The sequence below is a fragment of the Rothia mucilaginosa genome (assembly GCF_019334805.1).
Classification (GTDB): Bacteria; Actinomycetota; Actinomycetes; order Actinomycetales; family Micrococcaceae; genus Rothia; species Rothia mucilaginosa_C.
In genome coordinates this window covers 2,262,115-2,283,079 of sequence record NZ_CP079822.1, presented here as the reverse complement: position 1 = coordinate 2,283,079, position 20,965 = coordinate 2,262,115, and the positions used below count along the sequence as shown (strand labels likewise).

General features: G+C 60.9%; 17 protein-coding genes and 5 pseudogenes. All 22 read right to left on the bottom strand.

Annotation, left to right across the window (positions count from 1 at the left end):
• Positions 1–172 precede the first annotated feature (172 nt).
• Positions 173–253, bottom strand: a pseudogene (locus tag LPB405_RS09135) (hypothetical protein); the annotation flags it as partial.
• Entirely contained in the window at positions 250–597 is a 348-nt protein-coding gene (locus LPB405_RS09130; RefSeq protein ID WP_257604920.1) for a hypothetical protein, read from the bottom strand. The pseudogene LPB405_RS09135 and the gene LPB405_RS09130, both read right to left, overlap by 4 nt.
• 627 nt (positions 598–1,224) lie before the next feature.
• Positions 1,225–2,184: pseudogene (whiA, locus tag LPB405_RS08980) on the bottom strand (DNA-binding protein WhiA).
• A 125-nt stretch (positions 2,185–2,309) separates the two neighbouring features.
• A complete protein-coding gene (locus LPB405_RS09125) occupies positions 2,310–2,456 on the bottom strand; it encodes a hypothetical protein (RefSeq protein ID WP_257604919.1) in 147 nt (48 codons plus the stop codon).
• Between the two features lie 407 nt (positions 2,457–2,863).
• Entirely contained in the window at positions 2,864–3,007 is a 144-nt protein-coding gene (locus tag LPB405_RS09120; RefSeq protein ID WP_257604918.1) for a hypothetical protein, read from the bottom strand.
• Positions 2,991–3,302: a 2-phospho-L-lactate transferase CofD family protein gene (locus tag LPB405_RS09115; protein ID WP_257604917.1), complete on the bottom strand. Its 312-nt coding sequence runs from the start codon at positions 3,300–3,302 to the stop codon at positions 2,991–2,993. The genes LPB405_RS09120 and LPB405_RS09115 overlap by 17 nt, the downstream gene beginning before the upstream one ends.
• A 128-nt stretch (positions 3,303–3,430) precedes the next feature.
• A pseudogene (gene rapZ, locus LPB405_RS08970) lies at positions 3,431–4,343 on the bottom strand (RNase adapter RapZ).
• 394 nt (positions 4,344–4,737) lie between these two features.
• Positions 4,738–6,175 (bottom strand): annotated as a pseudogene (locus tag LPB405_RS08965) (bifunctional phosphopantothenoylcysteine decarboxylase/phosphopantothenate synthase).
• 275 nt (positions 6,176–6,450) lie between these two features.
• Positions 6,451–6,543, bottom strand: a pseudogene (locus LPB405_RS09110) (DNA-directed RNA polymerase subunit omega); the annotation flags it as partial.
• Positions 6,544–6,946: 403 nt separating this feature from the next.
• A complete protein-coding gene (gmk, locus tag LPB405_RS08955) occupies positions 6,947–7,504 on the bottom strand; it encodes a guanylate kinase (protein ID WP_005505951.1) in 558 nt (185 codons plus the stop codon).
• Between the two features lie 41 nt (positions 7,505–7,545).
• Positions 7,546–7,926, bottom strand: a complete 381-nt coding sequence (mihF, locus tag LPB405_RS08950) for an integration host factor, actinobacterial type (RefSeq protein ID WP_070666537.1) — start codon at positions 7,924–7,926, stop codon at positions 7,546–7,548.
• A 407-nt stretch (positions 7,927–8,333) separates the two neighbouring features.
• Positions 8,334–9,191 carry an orotidine-5'-phosphate decarboxylase gene (gene pyrF / locus LPB405_RS08945; protein WP_219101378.1) on the bottom strand — a complete coding sequence of 286 codons (858 nt, stop codon included), beginning with the start codon at positions 9,189–9,191 and terminating at the stop codon, positions 8,334–8,336.
• The gene (carB, locus tag LPB405_RS08940; protein ID WP_219101376.1) at positions 9,191–12,511 is read right to left on the bottom strand and encodes a carbamoyl-phosphate synthase large subunit; all 3,321 of its coding nucleotides are present in this window, start codon (positions 12,509–12,511) and stop codon (positions 9,191–9,193) included. Before carB ends, pyrF begins: the two co-directional genes overlap by 1 nt.
• The gene (carA, locus tag LPB405_RS08935) at positions 12,512–13,699 is read right to left on the bottom strand and encodes a glutamine-hydrolyzing carbamoyl-phosphate synthase small subunit (protein WP_219101374.1); all 1,188 of its coding nucleotides are present in this window, start codon (positions 13,697–13,699) and stop codon (positions 12,512–12,514) included.
• Between the two features lie 143 nt (positions 13,700–13,842).
• Positions 13,843–14,382, bottom strand: a complete 540-nt coding sequence (locus LPB405_RS08930) for a PH-like domain-containing protein (RefSeq protein ID WP_200963021.1) — start codon at positions 14,380–14,382, stop codon at positions 13,843–13,845.
• Positions 14,383–14,569: 187 nt separating this feature from the next.
• Entirely contained in the window at positions 14,570–15,871 is a 1,302-nt protein-coding gene (locus LPB405_RS08925) for a dihydroorotase (protein ID WP_219101372.1), read from the bottom strand.
• A gap of 30 nt (positions 15,872–15,901) precedes the next feature.
• Positions 15,902–16,903: an aspartate carbamoyltransferase catalytic subunit gene (locus LPB405_RS08920; protein ID WP_005508724.1), complete on the bottom strand. Its 1,002-nt coding sequence runs from the start codon at positions 16,901–16,903 to the stop codon at positions 15,902–15,904.
• A complete protein-coding gene (gene pyrR, locus LPB405_RS08915; protein ID WP_257604916.1) occupies positions 16,900–17,568 on the bottom strand; it encodes a bifunctional pyr operon transcriptional regulator/uracil phosphoribosyltransferase PyrR in 669 nt (222 codons plus the stop codon). The genes LPB405_RS08920 and pyrR overlap by 4 nt, the downstream gene beginning before the upstream one ends.
• Positions 17,569–17,807: 239 nt before the next feature.
• The gene (locus LPB405_RS08910; protein ID WP_239664819.1) at positions 17,808–18,503 is read right to left on the bottom strand and encodes a methyl coenzyme M reductase subunit gamma; all 696 of its coding nucleotides are present in this window, start codon (positions 18,501–18,503) and stop codon (positions 17,808–17,810) included.
• A gap of 142 nt (positions 18,504–18,645) precedes the next feature.
• A complete protein-coding gene (locus LPB405_RS08905) occupies positions 18,646–19,347 on the bottom strand; it encodes a hypothetical protein (RefSeq protein ID WP_070738471.1) in 702 nt (233 codons plus the stop codon).
• Between the two features lie 619 nt (positions 19,348–19,966).
• A complete protein-coding gene (gene nusB / locus LPB405_RS08900) occupies positions 19,967–20,377 on the bottom strand; it encodes a transcription antitermination factor NusB (protein ID WP_005505934.1) in 411 nt (136 codons plus the stop codon).
• Complete coding sequence (efp, locus tag LPB405_RS08895; protein WP_219101370.1) at positions 20,377–20,940, bottom strand: elongation factor P; 564 nt, start codon at positions 20,938–20,940, stop codon at positions 20,377–20,379. The genes nusB and efp overlap by 1 nt, the downstream gene beginning before the upstream one ends.
• Between the last annotated feature and the right edge of the window lie 25 nt (positions 20,941–20,965).

Sequence of the window (20,965 nt, the reverse complement as noted above, 5' to 3'; positions counted from 1 at the left end):
CCTGAGAAGCGCCGTTCTGCGCTGCACCATTCGCCGCGTTACCCTGACCCGCATTTGCCGTTCCACCATTGGGCTGAATCTGCGCCGGAGCAGCCGTCTCACCACGATGGGGCACATAAATCTGCACCCCGTCACTGAGCGCACCGGCAAGGTTTACGCGGTCCAGGTCAGCATCCGCGGCGGCACCGGAGGCGGCGGCAATCGCATCCACGGCACGACCCTGCGGGTAGCGTGTACACGCCGGATTGTTCACGGCACCCGCCACGTGCACCCGCACGGTAGCCTCACCGGAGGCGCCACCCTGCGCAGATTCACTCGGTTAGCGCCCGGCTGGGCAGTAGATTGAGTAGCGGACTGGGTGCCGGGTTGAGTTCCGGGGCTCTGCTGGGCACCCACCGCCTGCACCGACTCGGCAGAAGCGCCCGGGGAGGCGACCTGCTCGGCACGCGGCGCCGCCGAAAACTGGGTCACACCCCACACCACGGCAACCAACGCCAACACCGCCACCAGAAGCAGCACGCGCGGCGACAAGCCCCAACGGGCACTGCGGGTGGTGCCGGGCTGATCGGTCTGCTCCCACTCCGCCCAGTCGTCCACCTCGTTCCAATCGGGCTGCTGATCCCAGTCAGCCCAACCATTCGACTCCGGCTGGGATGCCGTGGGCTTGCTGGTAGGTACAGGTCGCCGGTAGGTACGGGCTGGCTCGCCCTGGGCTGTGCGGTGCCGGGCTGAGAAGAATTAGGCAGCGAAAATTCAGGCTGCGGTGCCTCAGCTTCTTCGGCAGCTACCTCCGCGGGCGTTACCTCAGCGGCAATAGCCAGAGGTACGGTGTCCTCGGCATCCGGCGCACCGTTCTTGCGGGCGCGGGGGCTGCGGTAGAGGCTGTTCATCAGGGAACGGGCGCTACGCTGCGCGCCGCCGGCTGGCTGCCACCCTGCTGGGGTGCGTTGTCTTGCACAGGGCTCTGTACAGCATTCTGGTCGGGGTTGGGGTCATGCTCGTCATACCCCTACCCTAGGCTCACGCGCGTGAACGCACGAGCGCACGCAAAGAACCTGTGGATAACTCCCTCGATCGGCGCGAAAGGAGCCATCCACAGGTTCATTTTTGAAAAATATGCGGTTTTGTTCAAAAACAGCGGGTTGCGGCTTGTCACAAAGCCGTCACAAACACCTCAGCCACACGAGCTTCCCACACCGTTTGAGAGCAGAATCTAGCCTTCGCTTAGTCCTCGCGCGGCAACTCAGTACCGGGAACACCCAGCTCCGAAGCACGCTTATCAGCCATCACCAGCAGGCGACGAATACGGCCCGCAATCGCGTCCTTCGTCATCGGCGGATCAGCCAGACGACCCAGCTCATCCAACGACGCATGCTTATGCAGCACACGCAGCTCACCGGCATAACGCAGATGATCCGGCGCCTCATGCCCCAGAATCTGCAGGGCACGCTCCACGGGGCGCTCGCCGCAACAGCCGCCTGAGCGCTACGGCGCAGGTTCGCATCATCAAAATTCGCCAGACGGTTCGCGGTCGCACGAACCTCCTTGCGGGTGCGCGCCTCACGCCACGTGGTCAGGGTGCTAGTCGCGCCCATACGCTCCAGCAGCTGCGAAATGGTCTCGCCGTCACGCACCACCACACGGTCGGTGCCGCGCACCTCGCGTGCCTTCGCAATAATCTCCAGGCGACGAGCCGCACCCACCAGCGCGAGTGCCGCCTCCGGACCGGGCAGGTAATCTCCAGGGAGGAGGAACGACCCGGCTCAGTCAGCGAACCGTGCGCCAAGAACGCACCGCGCATAACCGCCTCGGCGTCCTGCAGGGAGCCGTTCACCACAGCCGGCGGCAGGCCACGCACCGGGCGGCCACGCAAATCCAGCAGGCCGGTCTGGCGAGCCAGTGCCTCACCGCCGTGATCCACACGCACAATGTAGCGGCCGCCTCGACGCAGGCACACCGCTGAGCTGGTCAGCTCAGAGTCCGTGACCGTAAATCTCCGCGATGGTGCGGCGCATGCGGTGGGCGGTTGCCTCGTGGTCGACCTCAGACTCCACCACGATTCGCCCCGAGACGATGTGCAGGCCTCCGGTAAAACGCAGAATCGTAGAGATTTCTGCCTTACGAGCAGAGACTTTCGTTGCCTCGTAGTTGGCGATTCGTCTTGACGAGCGTGGTTAATGCCATGAAGGTCTTCTGGGCGTAGTGTTAAAGTCTAAAATCAGGAAAAGAGCGCACAAACAGCCAGCTCAAGCATCACGCCTGAGCCGCAAATCAGCCAGTCAATCTAAGAGCTCAGCTCAACGCTTCGTTTACGCAGCCGCAAGCTTCAGCGGGTCGTGCACATTCGGCTGGGAGCTCGAACGCAGATGCGCCCACACAACCTTCGCACCCATCGCAGAAGCCTCCCGCTCCAGCTCGGAACGGTGATCAGCCTGCATGTCAGCGTCAGCAATCACCGCGTCAAGGTGAAGCTTCGGGGCGTACTGGGCGCAACAAATCCAGGTGCGTTGCCGGGGTGAAACCGACCGTCTCCTTATCATCGGAGAGTTCATGACCACGCAGCGGCGCGCCTCCCGTGCGGATAATGCCCACGCTGAGCGTCCAACAGCAGATGCGGCAGAACCGACGTACGCACGAACCCGGACCCAAAACAATCCAATCGGATTCCTCAATAGCGGAGAGCGCCTCCGGCAGGGGCGAGCATTCTCAGGGGTCAGACCAATATCGTGAACCCGTTCCTCTTCGAGAGGTTCACCTGGCCGACCACTTCACACGCTCAATACCGCACCGTTATGCTCACGCAGCACGGTGCCGTAAATGACCATCGGATCCAGCGCCATCGGTAGCACGCGGCCGCGCGCGTTCAGCAGGGCACCCGCCAGTCCAGACCGGCAACCGGGTCATCCAGCAGCTGCCAGAGAGTAGCAATCAGCAGGTTACCGAGAGCGTGGTAATCCAGCGGGAACTCACCCTCATAACCTTCGGGCGCGCTAAAACGATGCTGCATACATCACGCCACGTGCGACCCCATCGGTGTCATCACACAGCGCAGAAAGCGCCATACGCAAGTCCCCGGGAGGGAGAATACCCATCTCCTCACGCAAACGACCCGACGAACCGCCATCGTCAGCAACCGTCACAACAGCCGTCAAATCAGGCGTGACGTGGCGAAGCGCAGACAGGGAACCGTACAGCCCGTGGCCGCCGCCATCGCCGTGACCTTCGGCGAACGGTGCGTGGTCTTCAACAGGCGCAGAGCCTGAGTCGGCAGAGCCGGCAGGCGCGGAATACCTGAGTGTCATAACTGGTCGAATGGGTGGACATAGTAATACCTCACATACCCGGAAGGAATGGTATGCCGGTCCACGGGTGCGGGGCCGGACGGCGGCTAATGAATCACGACGCGGTGGTTGGGACGCGCCGGGAAAACTTACTCGCGGCCCTTGTCACGGTGCTGAACATTCACGTTCAGCTCACCGAAAGCAGAGAGACGACGAGCCAGTTCCTCCGTCACAGCCACGGAACGATGCTTACCACCGGTGCAGCCAATAGCGATGGTGGCGTAGTACTTGCCCTCGCGGCGGTAGCCCTCAAGCACGGGGCGAAGAGCCGCAAGGTAGTTGCTGATGAACTCCTCGGTGCCCGCGTGCTCCAGCACGTAGTCGCGCACCGGGGCGTCCTGACCGGTCAGGGGCGCAGCTCCGGAACCCAGTGCGGGTTCGGGATGAAACGCATATCAGCCATATAGTTAGCGTCCGAAGGCGCACCGTACTTGAAGCCGAAGCTCATCACGGTCAGGTTCAGCTTCTTATCCGCACCCTCAGCGAACATTTCACGCACGGTACGAGCCAGCTCGTGAACGTTCATGCCGGTGGTGTCAATGGTGCGGTCAGAAGCGAGGCGCAGACCTTCAAAGAGAGTGCGTTCAGCGCGGATGCCATCGAGGACGCGGCCCTCACCTGCAGCGGGTGCGGGCGGCGCTGAGCCTCGTAGCGGGCAATAATGGTCTCATCCTTGGCGTCAAGGAAGAGCATGGAGAAGTCAATATCGGACTTGCGCAGAGTCTCAATCGCAGCGGGAAGATCGGAGAACAGGGCGCGGGCGCGAACGTCAATACCGAGCGCCACCTTCGGAACTCGCGCACCGTCGCGGGTCACCAGCTCAGCCAGGGAACCGAGCATCTGCGGCGGGATGTTATCGATAACGTACCAGCCCTCATCCTCCAGTACATTTGCGACAGTACTGCGGCCTGCACCGGAAATACCGGTGATCACCAGAATCTGAGGGCGCTCCTCACTCTGGGCGGACTCTACCGTGGCGGGCTTGCTCTGATTCTCGGGCATGGTGCTTCTTCCCCTTCAACGCGAAATACTCTCTATGCCATGATACAAGACCTTTATCTGACGGTTCAGGGGTACGGTCAGAAATTTCACCAGTATGACAGAAATATGAGGCACTCCCCGAGTGAACCCCAGAAGAAAGAAACCCGCATCACAAGTGCTTGCGCATAATGCTCTCCAAGGGGCTACAGAAGAAGGCGGGCGGCAGAGCTACGGAGGAGCAGGCAGGCAGCAGAGCCGGGGTATAGCAGATTTGGAGGGTACAGCAAAGCCCGCACGGTACTCCCACAGGAGGCACCGCACGGGCTCCACGCCACGAACGTTTCGAACTATGAACGCTCCGCAACTATACGCGGATGCGCCAGGTTGTCTTAGACAGAAAGCTCAGGCCAAAAGCTTAGGCAGAAAGCTCAGGCAGGAACGCCGCCACATGCTCCAACAGACGCACGGACAGTTCCTTCTTCGAACCGGAGAACACCGGCGCCTCATCATTCAGAGTCGACAGCAGCGTAATCGTGTTATCGTCCGTGCCGAAACCACGATTCACACCCACCGTATTGACCGCCAGGAAGTCCGTGCCCTTACGCTGCAGCTTCTCACGACCCAGCTCCAACGGAGTCTTCTCCGCCGAACCGGTCTCCGCCGCAAAACCAACAATGAGCTTCGGACCGAGGGTGCTCTCCCCTGCCTCACGAGCCTGCTGGCGGCGCACCACGACCTCACGCAGAATATCCGGGTTGCGCACCAGCTGAATCACCGGCGCATCCTCAGAATCGGCGCTCTTCTTAATCTTGAACTCGGCAAACTCGGCGGGCCTAAAATCAGCCACCGCCGCAGACATGATCAGCACATCTGCCGCCGCGCTCGCCTCAAGGGTCGCCTCGCGCAGCTCCAGGGCGCTCACCACGCGGGTCACCTGCACACCCTCCGGCGCAGGAACCTCAAGGTTCGCACCAATCAGGTGAACGGTCGCGCCCAGGTCGCGTGCCGCCTCCGCGAGCGCCACACCCTGCTTGCCGGTCGAACGGTTGCCGAGGAAGCGTACCGGGTCCAGCGCCTCACGGGTACCGCCGGCGGTAATGACCACGAGGCGACCAGCCAGAGGGCCACGCAGCGATTCGGATGCGCCAGTTGCCTGGCTGGGTTCAATCTGACCAGGCTCAGTCTTGCCCGAATCACCCTGGCCCAGCAGCGCCGAAGTCAGCGTCGCCGCACGCGCCGCCGCCATACGCTCCTGCTCCGTACCCGTGTACAGGGGCTCAGTCGGCGCGTAACCGGGCGTGTACACCGGGTGCACCTGACCCTTCGGGAAGCGGGCAATCACATCCAGAGCCACCGTGAAAATATCCTCCGGCTCAGGCATGCGACCCGGACCAGAATCCGGGCCCGTCAAACGCCCAATCGCAGGCTCAATCACGTGATAACCCCACGAACGCAGCGTCTGCACATTCGCCTGAGTCGCCGGATGCTCCCACATCTGGGTGTGCATCGCCGGCGCCAAATCACCGGGGCGTGCGTCGTCAACACCGTAGAGGACAGCAGATCATCCGCACGACCAGCCGCCAAACGAGCCAGCAAATCAGCGGTCGCCGGGGCAATCACCACAGCGTCAGCCTGTTCAGCCTGACGCACATGGTTCACCTCCGGCACGCGGTCAAATACGTCCGTTGAGACGGGGTTGCCGCTCAGCGCCTCCAGAGTGGGAACACCCACGAACTTCGTCGCGTTCGGGGTGGGCATGGCAATCACCTCGTCGCCATTCTTCGCAAAAAGACGAAGGAGCATCGCCGCCTTGTACGCAGCAATGCCCCTCCAATACCAACGATAATGCGCATGGTACGTCAAAGAATCCTTGTAGAAGCAGATTACTCAGCGGACTCGTCGAGGATAACCTCTTCGATAGCATAACCTCTTCGCTACCTGCGGGGATGTACTCCTCCTCGATAGCGCCAGAGAACTCAGCCGCGCTGAAATCAATCACAGCGGACAGATCCTCGGGAATCGGGTAGCCGTCCTCGTCGAACTTAGCGTCCGGGCGGTGCTCCGCCACAACACGGTCAGCAATGATTTCACGCATTGCCACCGACAGGGACTTCTCGTTCGACTCAGCGTCAACCAGCGGGCCAACGTGCGCAGCAGTATTGTCCTGCAGGTTAGCGTAGTACGCGTTAATCTGGCGTGCACGGCGGGCACCGAAAATCACCAGGCCGTACTTGGACTCCGCCTTCTCAATCAGCGCGTCAGCGCTGGGGCTCACGATGCCCTCGGGAGCGACACCGTCAACGAAGTTGTAGTCCTCGTGTTCCTTGATTTCGTTTGCCACTAAAACTCCAAATAGCTTGATGGAATGTACGTACCGAACACCCCCGCACACCGTTCGCGCTATGGCGCAAACCGGGCGCACTGAGGGCACGGTCAAAACTAAAGAACTATTCTACCCTCTCAACGGCTAAAACGCACGTACCAGCCTGGACAAAAGGTGTCAGCCCATAGAAAAAGGTGGGGCCCGAAGAAAACTCTTCGAAACCCCACCCTTCACAACGCCTCGCGGCAGAACTACAGGTCGGAAGAAACTCTAGCCCCACCGCAAACGCAAAGCATGCAGATTAGGCGGCGCCAATCAGCTCAGCAATCTCCTTCGCCGCACGCTCAACAGAGTCGTTGACGACCGTGACGTCAAATTCCTTCTCAGCAGCCAGCTCAACCTTCGCGGTTTCAAGGCGACGAGCTTGCTCCTGCTCACTCTCGGTACCTCGACCCACCAGACGCGACACCAGCTCATCCCAGCTCGGAGGAGCCAAGAAAATCAGGCGAGCATCAGGCATGGTCTCGCGAATCTGGCGAGCACCCTGCAGGTCAATCTCAAGGATCACCGGGCGGCCAGCATCCAGAGCCTCCTGGACCTTAGCGCGCGGAGTACCGTACTTGTTCTTACCGTGCACCACAGCGTACTCAAGCATCTGACCGTCAGCAATCATCTGGTCAAACTCTTCCATCGAAACGAAATAGTAGTGAGTACCGTCAACCTCACCGGGGCGAGGATCACGAGTGGTAGCGGAAACAGAGAACCACACGTTCGGGTAGTTCTCACGAATGTACTGGCACACCGTACCCTTGCCAACAGCAGTGGGGCCAGCCAGTACGGTGAGAGTCGGCTGAGACATAGCTTCCTTACTGCACCTTCATCGGCTGAAGGCACGAGGTATTAGGGCTGAGAAGATTCAGGAGGCAGAGTATTAGTCCTGCGACGTGCACGGTTCAAATACCGCGAATTACGGTTGAAGTACTCCACCATCTTGCGACGCTGGTGTACACCAAGGCCGCCAAGGCGGCGAGTCGGTGCAATATGAAGTTCTTCAATGATGCGTTCAGCTCGAACGGCACCAATGCCCGGAAGTGCGCGCAACATCTGCCCCACCGGCATTTTAGCCAGTGCAGGGTCGGAATCGACCATGTCGAGCACCTGACGCACGGAAAGTTCACGGTCACTCAGTGCACGCTTAATTTCCTGGCGGTGTGCTCGGGCAAGTACTGCCTTCTCGCGGGCGGAGGCGCGCGCATCCTCAGTTAGCGGAGTCAGCGGCATGGTTGGGTCCCCCATTTCTGCGAGTTATAGAATTTTACTTATCAACTAATGTAACACGGATGACACGAGAATCCTCGTTCCACCCGCGGCACTCACCCTCGCACCAACAATGCGTCTACGCACGTCAGCACGTAAATATCAGGGAGTACCCCTATAGCATAGCGGAGTATTCGCCCTATCAAAAGTGGAGCCACGCACGCACCTCATAGAGCGGGCGCACTCCCCCGCTACAGAGGTGAGCAAACTCGCATCGGCGCGAGTGCACGGCGGCAAAATTATGCATGCGGGTGTACCGAAAAAATGCGATAAAACAGGCACGCACGAGGGGTACGCAAAAGGGGCGCGCACCCCGAGCAGACCCTCAACAGAATCCACCCGGAGCACACGCCCCTCACGCAACACGCGAACTATGCGCCGCGAGCCGCCAACAGGTCATCACGAGCCGCCTGCGCAGCCTGCGCCAGGCCCTCAACCGAGGGACCAGCGGCCAGCACGCCACGGCTAGAATTCACCAGCACCTGCGACTCAACGCCAGCAAACACGCGGTATAGATCAGCCGCCGAAGCGCCCTGCGCACCGTAACCCGGCGACAGAATCGGGCCGTTGAAGGAACCCAGGTCAATACCCAGGTCAACCAGCGCCTGGCCGACGGTCGCACCGACCACCAGGCCGCACGGGCCCATCTGCTCCCACTGGCGGGAGGCGTTCTCGGCTACCGCCGCGGCAATAATGCGCTTGGCCACCGCGCCCTCGGACTCCGATGCGCCCACGTGCTGAACGCTCTTACCCTCAGGGTTCGAGGTCAGCGCCAGCACGAACGTGCCGCGGTCATTCTCATCCGCCAAATCCAGCGCCGGACGCAGCGACTCAAAACCCAGATACGGGCTCAAAGTCACCGAATCGGTACCCAGCGGCGAAGACGAGCCGAGCCACGCATCCGCGTACGCCTTCATGGTCGAACCGATATCGCCGCGCTTAGCGTCAGCAACAATCAGCACACCATCAGCGGCAGCGCGGGCGAACAGCGCCTCCAGCACAGCAAGACCAGCCGAACCGTGACGCTCAAACAGCGCCACCTGAGGCTTCAATGCCGCCGCAAACGGGGCGCAACCCTCATAGACCGCCTCAGTAAAAGCAGCCAGGCCGGCAGCGGAATCCTCAAGACCCCACTGCTCCAGCAGGTTCGGATGCGGGTCAATACCCACACACAGCGGGCCGCGCTCCGCCATCGCCTTCGCCAGGCGATCACCAAAAGCGGCGGACATTACGCCTCGCCACCCTCAGAACGAGCATCCACAGCGGCAGCCAGCTGAACGCCGTGCTCCTGCAGGCTCATGATGTCCCAGCTGTGCTCACGCAGAGCATTAATCGCCTGAACAGCCGCAGCGAACTCAGAAATAGTGGTCATGACCGGGCAGCCCACCGAAACCGCAGCGGCACGAATCTCGTAACCATCGCTACGAGCAGCGCCACCGGCAGGGGTGTTCAGAATCAGGTCAATGTCACCGTTGCGGACCATGTCCACAATCGAGTGGTCGCCATTCGCCTCAGCGAACTTCGAAGCCACAATCACCGAGTTCAGGCCGTTACGGCGCAGAATCTCAGCGGTACCACCGGTCGAAACAATCTCGAAGCCCAGCGACTCCAGCATCTTCGCGTAAATAATGACGTTACGCTTATCGTGGTTAGCCACCGAAATGAACACCTTACCGGAGGTCGGCAGCGGCGAACCAGCACCAGCCTGAGCCTTCGCGAACGCGGTGTCATAGTGCTTATCCAGACCCATGACCTCACCGGTCGAACGCATCTCCGGGCTCAGCAGCGAATCGACCACCACACCCTCGGGAGTGCGGAAACGAGCGAACGGCAGAACCGCAGCCTTCACAGCAATCGCGGTCTCCTCAGGCAGGGACGCGCCATCCATGTTCGACGGCAGGTAGCCCTCAGCCTTCAGCTCCGCAATGCTCTTGCCCAGACCAATCAGCACAGCAGCCTTAGCCATCTGCACGCCGGTAGCCTTCGACACGAACGGAACAGTACGAGAGGCACGCGGGTTCGCCTCAATCACGTACAGGTTCTCAGACACGTACGCGAACTGAATGTTAATCAGGCCGCGCACACCGGTACCGCGAGCAATCTTCTCGGTAGCGTCCTTCACCTTCGCGATGATGTCCGGGCCGAGAGTAATCGGAGGCAGAGTACAAGAGGAGTCACCCGAGTGAATACCGGCTTCCTCAATGTGCTCCATGACGCCGCCCAAGTACAGCTCCTCGCCGTCGAACAGGGCGTCAACGTCAATCTCGATAGCGTCCTCAAGGAACTTATCAATCAGAGCAGGCTGCGAAGGCGAAACCTCGGTAGCGTTCTCCAGGTAGCGTGCCAGGTTCGCCTCATCGTAGACGATCTCCATGCCACGGCCACCCAGCACGTACGAAGGACGAACCAGAACCGGGTAACCAATCTCATCGGCGATGCGCTTAGCACCCTCGAAAGTGAACGCGGTACCGTTCTTGGGCGAAATCAGGCCGCCCTCCTCCAGCACGCGAGAGAACTCGCCGCGGTCCTCAGCCAGGTCAATAGCCTCGGGGGTGGTGCCCAGAATCGGCACGCCCGCATCCTTCAGGGCACGAGCCAGCTTCAGCGGAGTCTGACCGCCCAGCTGAACGAACACGCCCATCAGACCGCCGGTACGACGCTCCGACTCAACAATCTCAAGCACATCCTCAAGGGTGAGCGGCTCGAAGTACAGGCGAGTCGAAATATCGTAGTCAGTCGAAACAGTCTCAGGGTTGCAGTTGACCATGACAGTCTCGTAACCGAGCGAACGCAGCACCAGCGAAGCGTGCACGCAGGAGTAGTCGAACTCGATACCCTGACCGATACGGTTCGGGCCCGAACCCAGAATCATAATCGAGGGCTTCTCGTGGTGCGCAACCTCATCCTCCAGGTCGTAGGAGGAGTAGTGGTACGGAGTGAACGCCTCAAACTCGGCGGCACAGGTGTCAACAGTCTTGAAGACCGGGCGGATACCCAGAGCGTGGCGAACACCGCGCACAACATCCTCAGAAGAGCCGATAATCTCAGCAATCTGAGCGTCCGAGAAACCGTGACGCTTAGCCAGCTTCAGGGTCTCCGGATCCAGGTGGTCACGCTTAGCGTGAACCACGCCGGCAACCTCATTCAGCAGCACCAGCTGATCCAGGAACCACGGGTCAATCTTGGTAGCCTCGTGCAGCTGCTCCACGGTAGCACCGGCCAGCAGAGCCTGCTGAACCTGGTAAATACGCTGAGTGGTCGCAACCTTAGTCTTCTCAATCAGCTCAGCCAGCTCAGCCTCAGACAGGGACAGCGGCTTGAACGAGAAGGACGCGCCCTTCTGCTCCAGCGAACGCATAGCCTTCTGCAGAGCCTCAGTGAAGTTACGGCCCAGAGCCATAGCCTCGCCAACACTCTTCATGGTGGTGGTCAGGGTCGGGTCAGCAGCCGGGAACTTCTCAAACGCGAAGCGCGGAACCTTCACGACCACGTAGTCGAGGGTCGGCTCGAAGGATGCCGGGGTCTTCTGGGTGATATCGTTCGGAATCTCATCCAGGGTGTAACCCAGGGACAGCTTGGTCGCAATCTTCGCAATCGGGAAGCCGGTAGCCTTCGACGCGAGCGCCGAAGAACGAGACACGCGCGGGTTCATCTCAATGACGATGATGCGGCCGGTCTTCGGGTCAATCGCGAACTGGATGTTACAACCACCGGTGTCCACGCCAACCTCACGAATCACGTTGATCGCGATGTCGCGCAGCTTCTGGAACTCACGGTCGGTCAGGGTCAGTGCGGGGGCCACGGTGATGGAGTCACCGGTGTGCACGCCCACGGGGTCGAAGTTTTCGATGGAGCAGACGACCACGACGTTGTCGTTGGTGTCACGCATCATCTCCAGCTCGTATTCCTTCCAGCCGAGGATGGACTCCTCCAGCAGGACCTCGCTGGTCGGCGAGTACTGAATACCGGCACCGGCAATACGGTAGAGGTCTTCCTCGTTGTACGCCATACCCGAGCCGAGACCACCCATAGTGAAGGAGGGGCGGACCACCATCGGGTAGCCCAGCTCCTTAGCGGCTTCCAGCGCCTCCGGCATGGAGTGAACGATCACCGAGCGGGCAGACTCGCCGCCGGCGCGCTCCACCACGCCCTTGAATGCTTCACGGTCCTCACCGAGGTTAATCGCCTCAATGTTCGCGCCGATCAGCTCAACATTGTACTTGGCGAGCACGCCGCGCTCATCCAGGGAGATAGCCGCGTTCAGCGCGGTCTGACCACCCAGGGTCGGCAGGATTGCGTCCGGCTTTTCCTTCTCGATGATCTTCTCAATCACCTCGGGGGTGATGGGTTCAATGTAGGTGGCGTCCGCGAACTCGGGGTCGGTCATGATGGTTGCCGGGTTCGAGTTCACGAGGATGACGCGCACGCCCTCCTCCTTCAGCACGCGCAGCGCCTGAGTGCCGGAGTAGTCGAATTCCGCTGCCTGACCGATGACGATAGGGCCGGAACCGATGACGAGGACGCTATTAAGGTCAGTACGACGAGGCATTTATGCTTCCTTTGCAGTCTTGGTTGCGACCATCAGGTCGATGAAACGGTCAAAGAGGTAGGCGGAATCGTGCGGGCCCGCAGCAGCCTCGGGGTGGTACTGCACGGAGAACGCGGGGATGTCCTTACAGGTCAGGCCCTCAACCACGTTGTCGTTCAGACCCACGTGGGAGACCATGACCTGACCGAACTCGGCGTTCGGTGCGGTCACGTAGTCGCCAATCGGCGCGTCCACAGCGAAGCCGTGGTTCTGCGCGGTGATTTCAACCTTGCCGGTGGTCTTGTCCATGACCGGCTGGTTGATGCCGCGGTGGCCGAAAGGCAGCTTGTAGGTGCCGAAGCCCAGGGCGCGGCCGAGCAGCTGGTTACCGAAGCAGATGCCGAAGAACGGGGTGCCCTTACGCAGCACGCCCTGTAGCAGCTCAACCTGCTCGTCAGCGGTTGCCGGGTCACCGGGGCCGTTGGAGAAGAACACGCCGTCAGGGTTGTGGGAGTAGATGTCCTCGAGGGTTGCGCTTGCGGGCAGCACGTGCACGCGCACGCCACGCTCAGCGAAACGCTGCGGGGTCATCGACTTAATGCCCAGGTCCAGGGCAACAATGGTTGCGACCGGGGGTGCGAACCAGTTGAACTGGTGCGGCTCAACGGTGTAGGCGGTGTCAACCGAAACGGAGTCAGCGAGCTTACGGCCAGCCATCGGCTCGGAGGCGCGCACCTCCTCCAGCAGTTCAGCTTCGGGGCGTTCTGCGTGCTCACCGGAGAACACGCCCGCACGCATCGAACCGCTCGAACGCAGGCGGCGGGTCAGGGCGCGAGTGTCAATGCCCTGAATACCGACGATGCCCTGTTCGATGAGCTCTTCGTCGAGGGTGCGCTCAGAACGCCAGTTGGATGCCACGCGTGCTGCGTCGCGAACCACGTAGCCTGCAACCCAAATCTTGCGGGACTCAGCGTCGGTGGTGTTCACGCCGGTGTTGCCAATATGGGGAGCGGTCTGAACCACAATCTGACCCGCGTAGGAGGGGTCGGTCAGGGTTTCCTGGTAGCCGGTCATACCGGTCGAGAAAACCGCCTCGCCCAGGGACGCGCCGGTTGCGCCGTAGCCATAGCCGCGGTAGACGGTGCCGTCCTCCAGGACGAGCATCGCGCGGTCCGTACGCAGGGCGCCGGATCGTGTCATGTCAGTCATGCTCTTCTTCCTTTTCTCTGGTGTTCTCCCCCGCTTCCTGTACGGCCTCTACCGTGCAGGTTCCGGGGTAGTCTATGGTGCCTTCGGCGGGGTGTTCGCCTGCCGTGGGGCAAAATCTATACGTTTCGCGGTTTGTCCGGGGTTTAGGCTTCCGGTTCTGCCGCCCACTTCTCGGGCGCATCCACCGCGTTCGGGGCGATGCGGCGCAGCTCCTGCAGTACCGCCTGCTTGTCCTCGGCGTAGCGGGTGCGGAAGCCGGTCTGCACGCGGTGACCGTCGAGGGTCCAACCAATCACGACCAGGCCGTTCTTCTCCACAACCTTACCCGCCATACCGCGGTCGGTGGTGATGACTGCGAGCTTCTTCGCCGGAATCCACAGGTCCTTCGCGCCGTTACGGGTGAAGATGATGCTGTCCGGGTAAATCAGCAGGGTGGACTTGCTCTTGAAGCCGAGCGAATCGAAACCCACGCGGTCCAGCCAGTTACCGAAAATCGTGGTGCTGACGTACTCGCCCTCGAAAGCGGCGTCAGCGGTCATGCCCTCGTAGCGTTCGGGAACTTCCTTGAGGGAGCCGAACATGTTCGCCTGGCGTGCCAGGCGCGAGCGCCATCCGTGCCACATGCCGTAGATGCACAGGGCGACCAGGGCGATGCAGATGACGGCGGTCAGGAACTTTCCCACGAAGGTTCTCTCTTTCGGTTGGGGTCTCGGTCGATGATCTCGGCCGGGTTGGTGGGTCTGGGTTGGTGAGGTTGGGGGCGGTGCTCCCGGCGCGGTTGAACCTCCCGGCGAGGCGGTGGCAGGCGTGAACCTACCACCGCCCAGGCGCAATCACCACGTACGGTCACAACGCGGTTCGCCTCGCGGGTTAGCGGCGCGGGGTTGCCAGCTCGCCGTTCAGCACGGTCGGGTGGCCAGCGTAGAAGGTTGCACGGATCGAGCCGGGCACCTCCATGCCGCGGTAGGGGTTGTTCTTACCCTTGGTTGCCTGCTCCTCCGGCTTGATGACGCGGGTTGCCTTCGGATCGACCAGCACAATGTTTGCCGGTTCGCCTTCGGCAAGCGGGCGGCCCTGCTCGTGGTCTAGGCGACCAATCTTCGCGGGCTCCTCGGAGAGGATACGTGCCACATCGCGCCAGGTAATCATGCCGGTGTCAACCAGGGTCATCTGGATGATGGACAGTGCCTGCTCCAGGCCGGTCATACCGTTGGCAGCGCATGCCCATTCGCATTCCTTGGTCTCTGCCGGGTGCGGTGCGTGGTCGGTACCAATCACGTCGATGATGCCGTCAGCAACTGCCTGACGCAGCGCCATGACGTCCTCTTCGGTGCGCAGCGGCGGGTTCACCTTGAACACCGGGTCGTAGGTGCGTGCGGTCTCGTCGGTGAGCAGCAGGTGGTGCGGGGTTGCCTCCGCGGTCACCTTCACGCCGCGGGACTTAGCCCAGCGCACAACCTCAATGGAGCCCTTGGTGGACAGGTGGCAGATGTGCAGCTTGGAGTCCAGGTGCTCAGCCAGCAGCACGTCGCGGGCAATGATTGCCTCTTCAGCGACGGCGGGCCAACCGGTCAGACCCAGATCAGCGGACACCTTACCTTCGTTCATCTGGGCGCCTTCGGTCAGGCGCGGCTCCTGCGCGTGCTGCGCAATAACGCCGTCGAAGGTCTTGACGTATTCGAGGGCGCGACGCATCACGGCGGGGTCGTACACGCACATGCCGTCGTCAGAGAACACGCGCACGTTCGCGGTGGAGTTCGCCATGCCGCCAATGTCGGAGAGGCGCTCACCCTTCAGACCCACGGTCACTGCGCCGATGGGCTGCACGCGGCACCATGCGGATTCCTTGCCGAGGCGGTCAACCTGCTCAACGACTGCGGCGGTGTCTGCCACGGGCATGGAGTTTGCCATGGCGAACACTGCGGTGTAGCCGCCCAGGGCTGCTGCGCGGGTGCCGGTCTCGACGGTTTCGGATGCCTCGTAGCCGGGCTGACGCAGGTGGGTGTGGATGTCGACCAGGCCGGGTAGCGCCACCTGGCCTGCCGCCTCGACGACCTGTGCATCTGCGGCGTCAATGTTCTCTGCGATGCGGCTAATCACGCCGTCCTCGATGAGGATGTCGGCGACCTTTTCGCCGTAGAGGCTTGCGCCCTTAATCAGGTACTTGCTCATGGTGTTGGTTCCTCTCGTTAGGAAGGTCGTTTAGGATTCGTCGCCGGCGTAGAGCTTGGCGCTGGAGCCGTCGGTCAGAAGCAGGTAGAGCACCGCCATGCGCAGCGCCACGCCGTTGCTGACCTGGCGCAAGACCCAGGAGTTGGTGGCGTCGGCGGCTTCGGTGCAGATTTCCAGGCCGCGGTTCATGGGGCCCGGGTGCAGGATTGCGACCGGCTGCGGCTGCGCCTGCAGGGTTGCGAAGCGTTCGGCGGTCAGGCCCCACAGCTCGGTGTACTCCTCTGCGGAGGGGAAGTACGCGGCGTTCATGCGTTCCTTCTGGATGCGCAGCAGCATGACGGCGTCCGGGTTGGTGGCGATGGCTTCGTCGAAGTCGTGGAAGATTTCTACGCCTGCTTCTTCAACCCAGGAGGCGGTGTTCAGCGGCAGCAGGGTCGGCGGCGCGACGAAGACGACCTGCGCACCGAGGGTGGTCAGCAGCCAGAGGTTGGAGCGTGCCACGCGCGAGTGCAGGATGTCGCCGACGATGAGCACGCGCATGCCGGACAGGTCGGTGCCGCGGGGGCTGTCGAGGCCGTCGCGTTCTGCCTTGTACTGGCGCAGGGACACGGCGTCGAGCAGTGCCTGGGTGGGGTGCGCGTGGGTGCCGTCACCCGCGTTGAGTACGGGGATGTCGGTCCAGCCTGCCTCGGCGAGGCGCTGCGGTGCGCCGGATGCCGAGTGGCGAATCACGAACGCATCCGCGGCAATCGCCTTGAGGGTCTGCGCGGTGTCCTTGAGCGACTCGCCCTTAGACAGGGAGGAGCCAGAAGCGGAGAAGTTGGTGACGGCGGCGCCCAGGCGCTTCTCTGCGGCTTCGAAGGAGAGGCGGGTTCGGGTGGAGTCCTCGAAGAAGAGGTTGACGACGGTCTTGCCGTTGAGCACGTTGAGGGTGCGGTTTTCGGCTTTGACCTGCGCCATGTAGTCGGCGACGTCAAGGATTTCGATGGCTTCTTCGCGGGTTAGTTCGCGGGTGTCGAGCAGATGCTTCATGAGAGCCCTCCCAGCTGGATAATGTCAACTCGGTCTGTTGCGTTGTCGGTTTCAGTCAGTACGACGCGCACGGTTTCGCTAGCGCTGGTGGGCAGGTTTTTGCCCACATGGTCGGCGCGGATGGGTAGTTGCCGGTGTCCGCGGTCTACGAGGACTGCCAGGCGTACGAGGGCGGGTCGTCCGTGGGCGTTGAGTGCGTCGAGGGCGGCGCGTACGGTGCGGCCGGAGTAGAGGACGTCGTCAACGAGGACTACGGTTTTGCCTTCAATGCCGATGGTGGGCATGATGCTTTCCCCTGCGGTTTCTGGGGAGGTGGCGCCGCCGGTTCGCTGGTCGTCGCGGTAGGCGGTGATGTCCAGGGCACCGATTCGTGTTTCTGCGTTGAAGTTCGGCTCGATGGCTTGGATGCGGGCTGCGAGTCGTACGGCGAGGGGCACGCCGCGGGAGCGGATGCCGATGAGTACGAGGTTTTCTACGCCTTTATTGGTTTCAATAATTTCATAGGCGATGCGGGTGAGGGCGCGGCGGATTTCGTCCTCGCTGAGGATGGTGCGGCCGACGGTGGTCGCGTCCTCGGAGGTGCTTTGAGGGGTTGCCGAATGGGGGGCTGCGGTTACATTTCGCCCCTGATTCGCGCCGGATGTGGGTACAGTTGACCCAGGCATAGCCGTCTCCTTCCCCGCCTCACGGGACGGATTTAAAGGTTTTGTGCTTCTAGTAGGGTACCACAGTTCACAGGCTACGTTCAGGTTCGGCGAGAGACCGCTCACGGTGAGGGGGCTGCGGGGATATCAGAAGCACCTATTGAAGAAGCACGTCTATAGCATGAGGCCAAAAATAGAAGTGGGAAGGTAGTTGAAGCACACTCAGATGTACTTCAAGTACCTTCCCATTTCTGAAAGCGTTAGTGCTGCGAGGGCTTGCAGTCACCCTGAACTTTGCGGCCACTCTGAATCACAAACACACCGTCAGGTCGACGAATCATAATGTTCTCGCGCATTTCCTCTGTTGCGAGAGAATCATCAAGAACAATAGGTTCGCCGGTTGGCCAGCGAAGGCTTCCCCAGTCTTCGCAATACTGCACACGAACAACGGCGTTAGGGGTGCTCTGCCCGTTTTGGTCCGTTGAGGCAGATACTTCGACTACTTCTACATCGCGGATTTCAATCTGCCCACTGAACGGCCCTTCCTGAAGTGTTTCACGTAAGTCCGCAAAACCATCCAGGGTGCTTTTAACGCCCTTCGGTTCCATATACTTAGCGAGATCCTTTTCACTGGTATGTTCCAGGTTCCCCTGCATCCAGGCATTCCGAAGGCGCACGTCCTGTTCCAGCACTTGCTTAGCAGCTTCTCCTGCAGCTTTTCGTGCTTCTTCTGAGTCAACGGTGGTGTCAACGGCGGCACGGATTTCGACAACCTCAGAACCGGTCGGGGTAGGTGAAGGAGTGGGGGTTGCGGAAGCTTCGGCGCTTGCCGATTCAGCGCTCGCGGAAGTGGATGCGCTCGATTCTGCGTTGACCTGCGAGCCGCCAGAACATGCGGACAGGGTGAGCATCATTGCCGCCGAGAGCGCGGCAATAGAACTACGGTTAAACATCATTGTTGGTTCTTTTCTGGTGTGTGGTTGTGCCGCCAAAAGACGGCTATGAAACGGTGACTGCTGGAGGCGCATATCGAGCAACACAGGCGGGGGTAGCCTCCCCGTGTGCCCGATATGCGTCCCATTAGATTAAGGGCGGAGGTTAGACAACCTCGTCTACCTCATAGTCACAACCTTCATGCTCAATATCGGTACTGCCGAGAACATATGCCCCGTCATCACGTCGAACGATAAAAATCCTCCGTGTTTGGCTGGCGTTCAGCCTACGCCCGTCAGACATACGAATATTGCTGGTATCTTCACAGTAGGTGATGGCTATACCAGCGTTAGGCTGCGACGGCTTAGAACCGTCAGAGTGCTCCAAACTGTAGATAGAGGGAAAGCGAACATCACGGAAAACAATATCGCCTTCCACAGGAGCGGATACAGCGAGCTTACGCATAGACTCTACCTGCTTTTTAACGCTTTCAAGAATGCGCTTATCTACATACTGCAATAGTTCCTCATCGCTGGTATGCTCCAGATCTCCATGCACCCATGCGTTCTTAACACGTAGATGCTGGTCCAATACGGCGTACGCTGCGACAAGCGCCGCGTTTTCAGCTTCCTTCGAATCATTATTGGTGTCCACGCTCGGGCGAACCAGTACAATCTCGGAGCCAGACGGGCCGGTCGGGGTAGGTGAAGGAGTGGGGGTTGCGGAAGCTTCGGCGCTTGCGGATTCAGTGCTCGCGGAAGTGGAAGCGCTCGATTCTGCGTTGACCTGCGCGCCGCCGGAACAAGCGGACAGGGTGAGCATCATCGCCGCAGAGAGCGCGGCAATAGAAGTACGGTTGAACATCATTGTTGGTTCTTTTCTGGTGTGTGGTTGTGTAAACCGCAGAATTATCCACGCAACAACGTGTGGAATTCAGCGGAATGTTATCGGTTGATGCCATTACCCTAACATATATCCACAGAGCACACACCCCGGCTCACTATTTGTCCACTTTGGCAATGTTCCGTTCATATCGGTGCAGACAAGGGCATATCTGAGGTATGCATAGAGGCGCATACCGGGCACGCGGGGCGACCGCATCCGCTCAAAGCGAATAGCTGATACTGCACGAGGCGCATACCGGGCACGCGGGGCGGGGGCTCCGTCCTCGAGGCGCTCAGCGCCGCAGAGGGGGCACTCCCCCGCCCGCGTTGTCCGGTGAAGCCTCGCCTGTTACCACCAGCCCCTATCCACGGGCTCCGGCAAAGCCTCGAATACCGCCGAACCCAGCAAGCGCATCCGCACCAAATCCGGAACCCCACGCAGAACTGCGCCAGCCAAACGCAGCGTAGACACAGAAAACCCCCGCCGTCCTGTAGCGAACTACAGTACGGCGGGGGGTTCACGTACGCTCCCCTGCGGGTGCATCCTCAACGGCGGCAAACCAACCAGCCATAGGTTGGCGGGCATGTCGCGGCGGGACGTCTTACGCGAGCAGGGTCGGCTTCACCTGACGGAGCTTATCCAGCAGACCGTTCACGAACTTCGGAGATTCATTCGTGGACAGCACACGCGCCAGACCGACAGCCTCAGAAATTGCGACAGCATCCGGAACTTCGTCATTGTACAGAAGCTCCCAAGTGCCAATACGCAGCACGGCACGGTCCACGGCGGGCATACGCTCGAAGGACCAGTCACGGGCGTAAGTCTCAACAAACTCGCGGATTTCTTCGTCGTGGTCGCGGACGCCACGAATGATTTCCTCAGAGTATGCAGAAATCTGCGCTACCGTGTACAGTCGGCGGCGGCGGAGTACCTCAATATAATCTTCGTTGCGCTGATCCGCCTCGAAGAGCACTTCGAGGGCGCGCAATCGGGCTTTCGTACGCGAATTCATTAGTCGTTCACGCGACCGAGGTACTCACCGGTGCGGGTGTCAACCTTGACCTTGGTACCGGTCTCCAGGAACAGGGGAACCTGGATCTCGTAGCCGGTCTCAACGGTTGCGGGCTTGGTGCCGCCGGTGGAGCGGTCACCCTGCAGGCCGGGCTCGGTGTAGGTGATTTCGAGGACCACGGATGCGGGCAGCTCAATGTACAGGGGGTTGCCCTCGTGCATTGCGATGGTTGCGGTCTGGGACTCGAGCATGTAGTTTGCTGCGTCGCCGACAACGGTTGCGGGAACGTTGATCTGGTCGTAGGTCTTCATGTCCATGAAGACGTAGTCGTCGCCGTCCTGGTACAGGTACTGGTAGTCGGAGCGGTCAACGGTTGCGGTTTCGATCTTAGCGCCAGCGTTGAAGGTGCGGTCGACGACCTTGCCGGAGGTAACGTTGCGCAGCTTGGTGCGGACGAATGCGCCGCCCTTACCGGGCTTAACGTGCTGGAACTCTACGACGGACCAGAGGTTGCCGTCAATCTTCAGGACGGCGCCGTTCTTAATATCGGTGGTGGATGCCATGGGGCTCTCCTTCGTGTCATCGACG